At 38.7% G+C, this 12,881-nt stretch carries 14 protein-coding genes; 1 reads left to right on the top strand and 13 read right to left on the bottom strand.

Annotated features, from left to right (window positions below; genetic code table 11):
- Window positions 1-98 precede the first annotated feature (98 nt).
- From HZR21_RS04775 to uvrB, 6 genes are all read right to left on the bottom strand, one after another.
- The gene (locus HZR21_RS04775; RefSeq protein WP_180746670.1) at window positions 99-455 is read right to left on the bottom strand and encodes an arsenate reductase family protein; all 357 of its coding nucleotides are present in this window, start codon (window positions 453-455) and stop codon (window positions 99-101) included.
- Window positions 452-1,633, bottom strand: a complete 1,182-nt coding sequence (locus tag HZR21_RS04780) for a 3-phosphoglycerate dehydrogenase family protein (protein WP_180746671.1) — start codon at window positions 1,631-1,633, stop codon at window positions 452-454. Before HZR21_RS04780 ends, HZR21_RS04775 begins: the two co-directional genes overlap by 4 nt.
- A 75-nt stretch (window positions 1,634-1,708) precedes the next feature.
- A complete protein-coding gene (serC, locus tag HZR21_RS04785; RefSeq protein ID WP_180746672.1) occupies window positions 1,709-2,806 on the bottom strand; it encodes a 3-phosphoserine/phosphohydroxythreonine transaminase in 1,098 nt (365 codons plus the stop codon).
- Window positions 2,807-3,001: 195 nt separating this feature from the next.
- Window positions 3,002-3,826 (bottom strand): transporter substrate-binding domain-containing protein, encoded by an 825-nt coding sequence (locus HZR21_RS04790; RefSeq protein WP_180746673.1) that lies wholly within the window; start codon window positions 3,824-3,826, stop codon window positions 3,002-3,004.
- 161 nt (window positions 3,827-3,987) lie between these two features.
- Window positions 3,988-4,797, bottom strand: a complete 810-nt coding sequence (locus HZR21_RS04795; protein ID WP_180746688.1) for a transporter substrate-binding domain-containing protein — start codon at window positions 4,795-4,797, stop codon at window positions 3,988-3,990.
- 96 nt (window positions 4,798-4,893) lie between these two features.
- Window positions 4,894-6,882 (bottom strand): excinuclease ABC subunit UvrB, encoded by a 1,989-nt coding sequence (gene uvrB / locus HZR21_RS04800; protein ID WP_180746674.1) that lies wholly within the window; start codon window positions 6,880-6,882, stop codon window positions 4,894-4,896.
- 71 nt (window positions 6,883-6,953) lie between these two features.
- Between uvrB and def the strand changes: the two genes are divergently transcribed.
- Window positions 6,954-7,574 (top strand): peptide deformylase, encoded by a 621-nt coding sequence (def, locus tag HZR21_RS04805; RefSeq protein ID WP_180746675.1) that lies wholly within the window; start codon window positions 6,954-6,956, stop codon window positions 7,572-7,574.
- A 143-nt stretch (window positions 7,575-7,717) separates the two neighbouring features.
- Here def and HZR21_RS04810 read toward each other — a convergent pair whose 3' ends face one another.
- From HZR21_RS04810 to HZR21_RS04840, 7 genes are all read right to left on the bottom strand, one after another.
- Window positions 7,718-8,077 (bottom strand): beta-barrel domain-containing protein, encoded by a 360-nt coding sequence (locus tag HZR21_RS04810; protein ID WP_180746676.1) that lies wholly within the window; start codon window positions 8,075-8,077, stop codon window positions 7,718-7,720.
- Window positions 8,070-8,279, bottom strand: coding sequence for a hypothetical protein (locus HZR21_RS04815; protein ID WP_180746677.1), 210 nt, complete (start codon window positions 8,277-8,279; stop codon window positions 8,070-8,072). Before HZR21_RS04815 ends, HZR21_RS04810 begins: the two co-directional genes overlap by 8 nt.
- 25 nt (window positions 8,280-8,304) lie before the next feature.
- The gene (locus HZR21_RS04820; RefSeq protein ID WP_180746678.1) at window positions 8,305-8,883 is read right to left on the bottom strand and encodes a hypothetical protein; all 579 of its coding nucleotides are present in this window, start codon (window positions 8,881-8,883) and stop codon (window positions 8,305-8,307) included.
- Between the two features lie 132 nt (window positions 8,884-9,015).
- Window positions 9,016-9,291, bottom strand: a complete 276-nt coding sequence (locus HZR21_RS04825) for a hypothetical protein (protein ID WP_180746679.1) — start codon at window positions 9,289-9,291, stop codon at window positions 9,016-9,018.
- A 464-nt stretch (window positions 9,292-9,755) separates the two neighbouring features.
- Window positions 9,756-10,085 carry a Blp family class II bacteriocin gene (locus HZR21_RS04830; RefSeq protein WP_180746680.1) on the bottom strand — a complete coding sequence of 110 codons (330 nt, stop codon included), beginning with the start codon at window positions 10,083-10,085 and terminating at the stop codon, window positions 9,756-9,758.
- A 117-nt stretch (window positions 10,086-10,202) separates the two neighbouring features.
- Entirely contained in the window at window positions 10,203-12,422 is a 2,220-nt protein-coding gene (locus HZR21_RS04835) for a peptidase domain-containing ABC transporter (protein WP_180746681.1), read from the bottom strand.
- 371 nt (window positions 12,423-12,793) lie between these two features.
- Window positions 12,794-12,881 (bottom strand): IS3 family transposase (locus HZR21_RS04840; RefSeq protein WP_139949446.1); only part of this gene is annotated, 88 nt, incomplete at its 5' end.

A 12,881-nucleotide genomic window follows, 5' to 3' on the forward strand; every position in this document is an offset into this window, starting at 1 on the left:
AATAACATAAAAAAATAGACTATGAACGTTTCCGATTAATATCGAAAATCGTTCATAGCCTATTTTATTGGTCTTTTGTCTCGACCTCATTTTTATATTTAGGCTAGTAAAGTTTCGTAGTCAGTCCGATAACCAATTTGTAAAATTTTGCCATCTTCGTCTAACAAGATTGGTCGTTTGATCAACATCCCATCAGAGGCTAATAAATCTGCCGCCTCTTCAAGAGAAAGATCGGCGATCTTATCTTTCAAGCCAAGCTCACGATAACTGATGCCAGACATATTGAAAAATTTCTTTTTATCAAATCCTGATGTTTCGAGCCATGACAAAATGAGCTCAGCCTTAAGTGGGGTTGTTTTCAAGTCAATTTCTTGAACCGACACACCAAGTGCATCTAATTCTTTGTGCGCTCTTTGACAAGTCGAACACTTTGGATACCAGTAAAATGTTTTCATGATTTTTTGATGATTCTCACTCTCACGATATTGTCTGAGCTATCAAACTCAGCGGCCAGTGCCTTTACTTTCTCTTCATCGGACTCATCCAAATCAAGCAAGGTATAGGCATGGTGGTCTTTAGACCGGTTGATGATATTTGAAATATTGATGCCGGCTTCTGACACACGGGTCGAGATGCGAGCAACAATATTAGGCACATTGTTGTTGATTAAGGTAATCCGGAATGGTGACGTCAAGGCCTGCTTGACATTCGGGAAGTTGACAGAGTTGATGATTTCACCTGTTTCCATGAAACGGCGAATCGTTTGACCTGCCATAATCGCACAGTTGAGTTCAGCTTCTTCAGTCGAGCCACCCACGTGTGGGAGAACAGTGATTTTTTCTTTATTAAGCAAATCTTCTGTCCCGAAGTCTGTGATATAGCGTTTGACTACGCCTGTTTCAATGGCATCAAACAAGGCGTCGTTGTCAACCAGTTCACCACGCGCGAAGTTGATAATTGTCACGTCTTTCCCCATAACATCAAAGGCATCACGGTTGAAAGTCGCTTTAGTTTCTTCAGTCAAGGGCACGTGAATCGTGATGTAATCACAATTTCTGAAAATATCCTTGATGTCATTCACACGACGGACGTGACTTGAAATGTTCCAAGCTGTCTCAATCGACACGTATGGATCATAGCCGTAAACGTGCATACCCAAACGATAAGCATCATTTGCAATACGGGCACCAATCGCCCCAAGCCCGATCACACCGAAGTTTTTGCCTGTGATTTCTGAGCCTGCAAATTGTTTCTTGCCTGCTTCGACTTGCTTGGGTACATCATCACCAGTTAAGGTATTCACCCATTCGTTAGCAGAGATATAATCACGCGCACTCAAAAGTGTTGAGGCAATCACGGCTTCTTTCACGGCGTTGGCATTAGCACCTGGCGTGTTGAACACCACAATTCCTTTGTCAGTCGCTTCTTCAATCGGAATATTATTGGTACCAGCACCTGCACGAGCGATAGCTTTGAGATTTTCTGGAAATTCAGTACCATGTAAGTTTTCAGAACGAATAATATAAGCATCGGGATTTTCTTTGTGATCCCCATCAATCTGGAAGGCATTGCCAAGTTCACGGAGACCAATTTTATTGATATTGTTGTAAGTTTTTACTGAAAATGTTGTCATCTACTTGCTTTCTATTTTAACTGAACCATGCGTCATATTTATATGACGCAATCAAACGCTAAACGGTAAACAAACTTAAGCTGAATTTCTAGCCTCAAATGCTTTCATAAAGGCTACCAATTCTTGCACCCCTTCAAGTGGAAAGGCGTTATAGATCGACGCACGCATGCCCCCAACTGAGCGGTGACCTTTGATGTTTTTGAAATCATGTTCAAGTGCTTCTTTGTTAAACAACTTATCCAAGTCATCTGTTGGGGTCACAAATGGGATATTACAGATGCTGCGGTCTGCTTTTGTTTCAACGGGATTTGAGTAAAACTCAGACTGATCGATAAAGTCATAAAGCAAGTTGGCTTTCTCGATGTTTTTAGCTTGCATGGCGTCAACACCACCTAGGCTTGCCACGTAGTCAAACACAAGACGTGCCATGTAGATGCCATAAGTTGGAGGGGTATTGTAGAGTGAGTCGTTATCCGATTGGATTCGGTAGTCCAACATTGAAGAGAGAACCGGCTCATCATTAAGTAAGTCTTCGCGAACGATGACAATAGTTACGCCAGCAGGTCCAATGTTTTTTTGCGCACCAGCATAAATCAAGCCGAAGTCAGCAACATTATAACGAACTGCCAAAATATTGGAACTCATATCCGCAACGATCGGTACACCATTCGTATCTGGTAAATCATAAATCGTTGTGCCTTCAATCGTATTATTGGTCGTCAAATGCACATAAGCCGCATCTGGATCAATCGTTGCTGCATCGAAAGTCGGAATATGGTTATAAACTGTTGCCTCTGAAGACGCTAAAAGTTCCGGTTGGAAATCAATTGTCTTAGATAACTTTACAGCCTCTGTATAAGCTTTTTTACCCCATGAACCACCCACGATATAATAGGCTTTTTTCTTTTTCTGAGCCAAATTCAGTGGGATCATAGAGAATTGTAATGATGCACCGCCCTGTAAGAAAAGGACTTTATAATTATCTGGAATCGCCATCAAGTCACGCAAGCGCAACTCAGCAGCTTTGATAATTTCATCAAACTCGGAGGAGCGATGAGACAGTTCCATAACACTCATACCACTTTCGCGGTAATCTAGCATTTCTTTTTGTGCTTGTTCAAGCACGGGTTTTGGCAAGACTGCTGGTCCTGCTGAAAAATTGTAAACTGTCATTTGGTAGAAACCTCCGATTTATTTTACCGACGAATTCAGAATTAAACTCGCCTTAATATTTAGAATTAACTAAATATTGATACTATTATATCATATTGTGAAAATTTATACACAAAAATCCCTTATTTCATCGAAATTTTTAGGGATTGTTCGTGTTTTTATACGTAAATCGATAATTCATGTAATCAGTCTATTTTATTTAGCTGCTGTTTGAGATAATTCAAAATTAGTTTTGACAAATTCTTCAATTTTACCATCAGCTTTAAGTTGTGTGATCACTTTGTCAATTTCTTTTTTCAGATTACCTGAATCCTTAGGCATCGCAATCGCATAACTATCCGATTTTGATGAATCAAATTTAATATTTGTGACAATCGCTAAATCAGGATTGGCCGCCACGTAAGCTTTAGCAATTGGTTCTTCAAAAACAACGCCTGAAACCGTCCCATTTTTGAGTTCATTAATCATCTGACCATTCTTAGTCAAGCTGACCAAATTAGCCCCCTTGACTTGATCTTTCACAATATTTTCCTGAACTGTTCCTTTTTGAGCAGCTACTTTCTTGCCGTCAAATGCTGCTAAATTTTGATAAGCGTCTGCTTGAGACTTTTGAACGATCATCACATTTTGCGCTGTATAATAGGACGTTGAGAAGTCATATGCCTTTTGACGTTCAGGTGTTGCTGAAATCCCCGAAATGGCTATGTCAGCCTTACCAGATTCGACTGATGCAAGCACGTTATTAAAGTCCATCGCTTGGAACTTGACCTTTACTCCTAATGCCTTACCAATTTCATTGGCTAAGTCAACATCAGAACCCACAATTGTATTTTTTCCATCTTTAATCACTTGAAATTCAAAAGGGGCAAACTCTGGATTCAAGGCGACTGTCAAAGTCTTTTTATCTTTAATTTGGTCTACATAGTGATTTGGGTCAGCCTTTTTATCAGAACCACAAGCCGTCAAAGCAAGTACAGCCGTCACAGCAACAATACCTAAAATCATTTTTTTCATCTTCATAAGTTATATCTTTTCTGTATATTTATTAGTTTATAGCATAATTATACAGCATTTCAACAATAAGTCAAGTTTTTTGCATAATTTTTCATTTTATTGATTATATGCCATAAAAAAAATCCCCCTACAGACTTACCGTATGTAGAAGGAATGACTTTATAGACTTATTTCGCGCTCTGTGCGAGTTCGAAATTTTTCTCAACAGATTTACTAATCGCATCTGTCGCTTTCAATTTTTTGATGACCGCATCAATTTCTTTTTTCAGTTTATCAGATTTTTTAGGCATTGCAACACAATAGCTATCAGTATCTGATGAATCTAGTTTCACGCCAGATAAAGCTAAATCAGAATTGGCAGAGATATATGACTTCGCAATAGGTTCTTCTAAAACGACACCTTCAACTGTTCCGTTTTTCAACTCATTAATGGCTTGACCTGTTTTAATCAAGGAAACCAGTGAGGCATCCTTAACTTGATCAGTTGCCACTTTTTCTTGAACTGAGCCCTTTTGAGCCGCAACCTTCTTGCCTTTAAAATCTGCAATTGTCGCATATTTATCTTGATGTTCTTTCTTCACAACAATGACATTATTAGCTGTGTAGTAGCTATCTGAAAAATCATAAGATTTAGCTCGGTCTGGGTCAGCCGAAATACCAGAAATCGCAATATCTGCTTTACCGCTTGTCACACTAGCTAAAACATTATTAAAATCCATTGCTTGTATTTTAACTTTCACACCTAAAGCTTTACCAATTTCATTAGCCAAATCAACGTCTGAACCGACGATTTCATTTTTGCCATCTTTTAACATTTGAAACTCAAAAGGCGCATAGTCTGGGCTCAAGGCAACAGTCAAAGTGCCTTTATCTTTAATTTTAGACAATGTATCTTTTGATGATGATGACCCACAAGCCGCCAAAGTCACGATTGATGTCAAAGCAACAAGGCCTAAAGCTATTTTTTTCAAGTTCATGTGTTCTCTTTTCTGCATATATATTATTTATCAGTATAATTATACAATGTTTCCAAAATATGTCAAGAATTTCTATCAGAAAATCAACTTGCTTCTCTAGTCAATCGCCTTAATCTCCAATATCGTATCCCGAATTTGTGCCGCAAGCTCATAATCTAAATTACCAGCCGCTTCATTCATCTGCTCGGTCAGCGTTTTAATCGCTGCCTGACGTTCTTTCCGATTCATGGTTTCATAGTCCACTTCGACCACTTGCCCATCATCCGCAACCTTTGTCAAACCAATCTTATCCCGAATTTCCTTGATAATCGTCGTCGGTGTGATACCGTGCTCAAGATTGTAAGCCATCTGCGTCTCACGACGACGGGCAGTCTCATCAATCGCAATTTTCATCGACTCCGTCATCTTATCGGCATACATAATCACGCGCCCTTCCGAGTTCCGCGCCGCGCGACCAATCGTCTGAATCAAGCCACGCGCATTGCGCAAAAAGCCTTCCTTATCGGCATCCAAAATCGCCACCAAGGACACCTCAGGCACATCAATCCCCTCACGCAAGAGATTAATCCCGACCAGCACATCAAACACGCCTAGCCTTAAATCACGCAGAATCTCCGTCCGCTCAAGCGTTTTAATATCCGAGTGCATATATTTAACCTTGACACCCATTTCCTTGAGATAATCGCTCAAATCCTCAGCCATTTTCTTGGTCATGGTCGTGACAAATGTCCGTTCGTTGCGCTCAGCGCGCAGATTAATCTCGCCTAGGAGATCATCAATCTGACCCATGATGGGGCGAACCTCTACGATCGGGTCAAGTAGACCAGTCGGCCGAATGATCTGTTCAACAATTGTATCCGTCTGCTCCAGTTCATAATCACCAGGTGTCGCAGAAACATAGACAATTTGATGCACATGGCTTTCAAATTCTTCTCGTCTGAGTGGTCGGTTATCAAGCGCACTGGGTAAACGAAAACCGTAATTAACCAGCATTTCTTTACGCGACCGGTCACCATTATACATCCCCTTGATTTGTCCCATGGTCATGTGACTTTCGTCAATCATGATCAAGAAATCATCTGGGAAGAAGTCTAGCAAAGTATAAGGTGGCTCACCTTCAGTACGACCATCCATATGACGTGAATAGTTTTCGACACCGTTGGTATAGCCCATCTCACGCAACATTTCGATGTCATAGTTAGTCCGCTGCTCCAAACGCTGCGCTTCTAACAACTTACCTTCCTCGTTAAAGTGTTTGAGTTGTGCTTCTAATTCGGCTTCAATTTTAGCAATCGACTCTTCCATGTGTTCATCATTGGTCACAAAGTGGGTTGCGGGGAAAATCGCCAAATGTTCGACTTCGCCCAAAACATGACCAGTCAAGGCTTCAATTTCACGAATTCGCTCGATTTCATCGCCGAAAAACTCAACACGAAAGGCGTTCTCATCACGAGAGGCTGGGAAAATTTCGACCACATCGCCACGCACGCGGAATTTACCACGCTGGAAGTCAATGTCATTTCGCTCAAACTGGATATCTACCAAGCTGTTGAGCAAGTGGTCTCGTGAGATTTCAAGACCCGGTCGCAAGCTGATCACATTGTCAGCGTATTCCTTAGGATTCCCCAAACCATAAATACAGCTGACCGATGCGACGACGATGACATCATTGCGCTCTAAAAGCGAGCTCGTCGCACTGTGGCGGAGCTTGTCGATTTCGTCATTGACCGAGCTGTCTTTTTCGATATAGGTATCAGAGCTTGGCACATATGCCTCTGGCTGATAATAATCGTAGTAAGACACGAAATACTCGACCGCATTATTGGGGAAAAACTCTTTGAACTCACCGTAGAGCTGACCGGCAAGGGTTTTGTTGTGGGCGATAACAAGCGTCGGCTTATTTTCACGCGCAATCACCTGACTCATGGTATAAGTCTTACCAGTCCCCGTCGCCCCCAGCAAGATTTGCGCCTTCTCACCATTTTCGATGCCCTCACACAACGCTTCAATCGCTGTTGGCTGGTCACCAGACGGCTCATACTTTGAAATTAACTCAAATTTTCTTGACGTATCTTTTTCTATCATAGGTCAATTTTACCATTTTTGACCCCTGTTTTGTGGTATAATGAATGTGAATTCATTAAAAAGAGGTTATCATGTCAATACAAGAAAAATTAATCAAAGCTAGTCATTTAATCGACATGGACGATATCGTCCGTGAAGGCAATCCGACGCTTCGCGCGGTAGGTGCCGACGTTGAACTACCACTCTCTGACGAAGATATTATCCTAGGAGAAAAAATGCTGGAGTTCTTACGTAACTCGCAAGATCCTGTCATGTCTGAAAAAATGGGCCTACGTGGTGGTGTTGGCCTTGCAGCGCCACAACTCGATGTCTCTAAAAAAATCATCGCTTGCCTTGTTCCTAAAGAATTTGAAAGCGAAGAAGCCGCTGAAAAAGCTAATGAGGCTTACAGCCTAGCAACAATTATGTACAATGCTAAAATCGTGGCACACTCCGTTCAAGATGCAGCCCTTGCTGATGGCGAAGGTTGTCTATCTGTTGATCGTGATGTTCCAGGCTACGTCGTTCGCCACGCGCGTGTCACAATCGACTATATCGATAAAAACGGCGACAAACAACGCATCAAACTTAAAGGCTACGATGCCATGGTCGTCCAACACGAGATTGACCATACCAATGGCATCATGTTCTACGATCGCATCAACGAAGCTAATCCTTTTGCGATTAAAGATGATATGTTGATTATTGAATAAAGATAAAAACGTTCTGACAGAATTTGACTGTTAGAACGTTTTTTAGTCCACCAAAAAAGAACTTATCCTGCTCTTTTTTGATTGAAGTACTTTTAACGTAAAAAAGTTTAAACTAGCTTTCTATCTTAATGTTCCATCTCTTATTATTTTTCTTTCGTAAAATTCAACTGTTCCATCAACCATTCCATATAATTTTCTTTTTCATAAACAATACTTGCAACTGTTGGCATAGAAGCTTTTGCTAAAATTTCTTCCTCACCACTTGTCAACTTGGTCTTATCGAGCGCCACATCTACTTGATAAAGCACCTGTGTATTTTCGCCACTCCCTTGAGTAATCGTGCCATCACTAATACTCTTAATTTTACCGGTCAATAAACCATACTTGGTTTGATTAACACCCGCAAGCGATAGTTTTGTAGTATTCCCAACTTTTATCTTACTTCTATCTTGCGCAGAAATGTAGATTTCACCTATCAACTTTGAATCTTTTCCTTTATCCATCTGAGCAATGGGTTGAAAGGCCTGCAATCCCAAACCAGCTTTTACTGGCGCAAGGTACCCACATTGTCATAATATTTGCTTTCAAAATATCTGCGATATTATAACCAAAATTTTCGAAACCATCAAAAATAAAATTTAAAATAGGTACTACCCAAAAGCTACCTAGCATGAGAAGACAATATAATCTAACTAGTCCTTTCATAACTACCTTTCTTACTCAATCTGATTTATTTTTCTGCCTTAAATTGTAAATTTTTCAATTCTTTTTCAGCATCTTTATAGTCTTTTACTTTAGAAAAATCAACAGGTAAAAAGACTTGCCCTAATTTACTTTTATCAGCTTTGGCTAAATCTACCGTAATCGTAACAGAATAACTCGCTTTACTTTTTTTCGTTTTAACTGCTATCCCTTTAGAAGACGGCATATTATCATAAAGCGAATCTAAATTTTTAGCCATTTCTGCTGCCTGTTCTTCTGGATTTCCAGCGCTCATCGTTTGCATCTCAGCGATGAGTTTATCTTTTTCTTCCTGAGCCATTTTGGCATCAGCCTCAATTTCCTTAATCGCTTTTTGCGTTTCTTCGGCAGATACTACGCCCATTGTTAATGGTGTCGTTGACTCATAGACCACCTCACTGATTTTTTCACCCTTGTGGGTGATTTTTATTGTTGATTCACCCAAATTTTCGCCCTGTAACTCAGGAATATCCTGCTTAAATACCGTCGTTTCTTCCTTTGCGCCACCACATGCACCTAGTAGCAAAGTTACACCCAAAGCAAGCGTTAATGTTGTTAGTTTTTTCATGAAAATTCTCCTATTTTTTATTTAACTTTTAAATTCCAAAGTCTGAGAAAAGATATTGATAGACTGAACTACTAATTTCTTTTCTCAAACTTCGGAAAAAATTTCTCCCGAAGCTCGATTTGCGTTATTTTATTATCTATAACGATACTCTGTCCAGTTCACCGTCCAAGTCAAGTTTACACTTTTACGACCTGAGTATGGATCAACCTCATCATATCTTTGTTTTTGTGTCACACTTCTTGCATCAACATGCCAACGTCCAACAAAATCAACCCCTACATCCCAAACATATTTCCATGAGCCATAGGTTGTGCTGATAATACGGAAATTTGTTTTATAGCCACCTTCAAGATACTGCATTTCTTCGTCAGTCATTTCAACATAATTAACGGGCATTTTCATTATCATTTCCTACCTTCTTTTAAGATACTATCCTAAATCCAAAATGATACTCTTTTAACAATTAGTTTCTATATTCAAAAACAGATGTCTTTCAATAACTTAGTTCAATGCTTCTATATAATGCAAATCTATATAGAAGTAAACATGGTATTAGAGAAAACATCATATTCTCACTAAAATTAGATGTTAAGCCATTCAAAATACCATTATTGAATTGATCCGTACAAAAATACGCCTCTACAATTAACAGTAACTCTATAAAATTTCCTACTCCTTTGAATTCTATTTTCCAGATATCAACATTAAACATTTTTTTCATATTTTTATATATTATCCCTTTTCTTACCAATAAATAAGAGTATAATAAACTAAAAATTGAAAAAGAATACTCAAAACTTGGATTATTCAATCTGTATAGAAAATTTATAGTACTGATTACTATAACAATATAGCTATATTTTTTCATGACATTAAATTGTTATTGAACGTGACCAGCTAACAAAAGGGATATCATAACCAACAGGAATTGATAATTTACCACTTTTAACTGCATTTGCCACAATTAAACCTGCACTACCTGTTAGAAAAGCTGCAGCAGCAGCTCCCCAAGGACCAGCTGCTGCTAATTGCCATGTTACCCCCGCCACAGCTGAAGCAGCAATTACTCCACACATGTCACCTCCTCGATTTCCAGTAGATTTGCTGACTTTAATATAAACACCTACAAATCCTCCACCCTCAACATACATCATCTCTTCATCAGTCATTTCGACATAATTCACTGGCATAACCATTTCCATAGTCGTTTCCTACTTTCTAAATTTATTTTTTGACACACGCAACTTCTCAACTTGCGGTCTTAAAGTTACTTTCATTACTTTTCGCGTCGGGTGAATGACCTAACCCAATTTTTCAAATTAATAACTAATTTCTTCCTGTTCAATAGCTTCAGTTCGATTTGTTTTGACAATTCTACCACCATACTGCAAGGTAATCATTTCAGCGTACTTACCATTTAAGGCTACCAGTTCATCATGACTACCTTGTTCAATAATCGCACCATTTGCCATGAAAACAATCAAATCGCAGTTAATAATCGTCGATAGCCTATGGGCTATTATGATTGTCGTTGCACCATTTGTTGCCTGTAACATGGCTTTCTGGATATACCGTTCACTAAACGAATCCAGATTACTGGTTGATTCATCAAAGATACACAGGTCTCTTTCTTTGAGAAAAGCTCTAGCTATGGCGATTTGTTGTCGCTCGCCACCTGAAAAATTTGAGCCGTTTTCTTCGATAAAAGCATAATAACGATTGGGCAACTTTTGAATAAAGTCGTGACAACCTGCTAATTTGGCAGCCTTTATTACTTGTTCATAAGTTGCACTTTCATTACCAAGTTTAATGTTCTCCATTATCGTCCCTGTAAACAGTTCGATATTTTGTGGGACATAGCCGATTGATTGTCTAAGGTATTTGACCTCAATATCTTCGATGTCATAGTCATTAATCGTGAGTTTACCACTATCCGCATTTTGAAATTTCAATAGAAGTTTTGCAAGCGTTGATTTTCCCGCACCACTTTCACCAACGATTGCGACACGCTGTCCTTGTTTAATTTTAAGGTTAAATTCTTTGATAATAGGCGGACGGCTACCATAGCGAAATGTCAAATCTTTAAATGTAATATTTCCTTTAAGACCAACATCAGCTAATAATTCCCTATCTTTCGTTTCCTCAGTTTCCAAGTCCATGAGTTCAGACAAGCGAGTCATAGAAATTTGCGCTTCTTGATAGGTCAGCTGTAACGAAACAAGATTTTGTATCGGATCCGTAAAATATCCAGAAAGCGTCTGAAAAACGATAAAATCACCAAGTGTTAATTTTCCGTCTATAATGGCAATCGCCCCAATACCAATCATGAAAACCCCACTCAAAGTTTGTACAAGTGATGATAGCGAACCTTGCAAATTACTGAGTTTGCCTTCCTCATACCCCAATTTGAGGACTTTAACAAATTTATTTTCTAGTCGCTCAATCTGTACTGCTTCATGAGCTGATGCCTTAACGGTTTCTATATTCTGTATAGACTCAATCAACTGCGAGTTCATCATGGCGCCCGCCTCCATTTGTTCGTAGTTAATGCGTTTATAGCTTTTCTTGAACAAATAAATCAGAGCAACATTGACCAAAACAACGATTAGCACAAGGAAAAATAAAGTGAGGTTGATTTTGATAAGGGCGATTCCTGTAAAGACTGCCAGACCTAAATCAAGCACTAAGGACACTGAAACTTGAGAGAATATATCCTTTATCGTCATCGCATCTTGGAAACGTGTTAAAATATCCCCAACTCTTCTTGTCGCAAAAAACTGATAAGGCAAGCGCAAGACATGGTTATAATAACCCAGAAGGACTGGAATATCAATCTTTCTAGATAAAAATAATAAGACGTGAGCCCTGAAAAAACCGAGAAAAATTTGAATTAGCCCAACCATTCCGAAAACGACAAAATAGACATAAAGCGTTTTCTTTAACTGGAAGGGAATGATTTCATCAAAGACAACTTTTGAAAATAGACTAGATAAAATCCCTAAAAGCGTTAGTGCAAAAGAAGATAGAATGACTGTCAGCAACATCTTCTTATGTCGGAGCATGACCATTTTAAAAAGTTGCCACATGGTTGTTTTAGCGAGGTAGTTAGTTTCAAACTCACTTTTGGGTAAGAGCAAAACGAGAACACCTGTAAACTGCTTTGTCATCTCCTCTTTGGTCAGCTCAATTGCACCACGAGCGGGGTCAGAAATCCAGAATTTGCCGTTTTTGATTTTGTTTATGACAATAAAATGGTTTAAGCCAGTATCTGTTATCACGTGCGCAATCGCTGGTAAAGTATAGCCACCATCAATATCATCAATCTGAATTTTCAGTGCTTTAGCTTCAAATCCTAATTTTTCCGCACCTGATACGATACCTTGAACACTTGTTCCATAAGCATCTGTACCGATAATTTCACGGATTTTCATAATTGTCAGCTCTTTTTTATAGAAGCGACAAATTGTTGAAAGTGCCGCGGCAGCACAGTCTGCCTCATCATGTTGTAAGACAACTGGATATTTCTTAAAACTTAACATATCACCTTCTTTATCAATAACTCCCCTTATGTATCCGCTTACTTTTTCGCGTTCAAAATTTTAATACTTGCCTCAAAATATAATCAATTTACCATTCAATAATCAAATAAAAAGGTACAAACGTTATGACTACAACTGCTAGTAAATTTAGCAAAGTCAAAATCTCTTTTTTCTTCATAAATTCTCTCCATTCTTTGATTAATTATCGAATATTGTTGTCTTTCCGTGGTTAGAGAATAATATCTGATAATTTACAAAACTTAATCTTTTTTATATAGTTTTATTGTATAATAATATAATAGATACGTGTTTAAAATTGACGTTAAGTCAATTTTTTAGAGTAACAAACGTAGAATTTTAATCTATTTATTTTAAGCACTTACCTTTTCAAATTGATTAGGTGTAAGATACCCTAAACTTTGATGGATTCGTTTTGAATTATAAAAGGCTTCGATGTAC

It is taken from the genome of Pseudolactococcus laudensis (assembly GCF_013449735.1).
Lineage (GTDB): Bacteria > Bacillota > Bacilli > Lactobacillales > Streptococcaceae > Pseudolactococcus > Pseudolactococcus laudensis.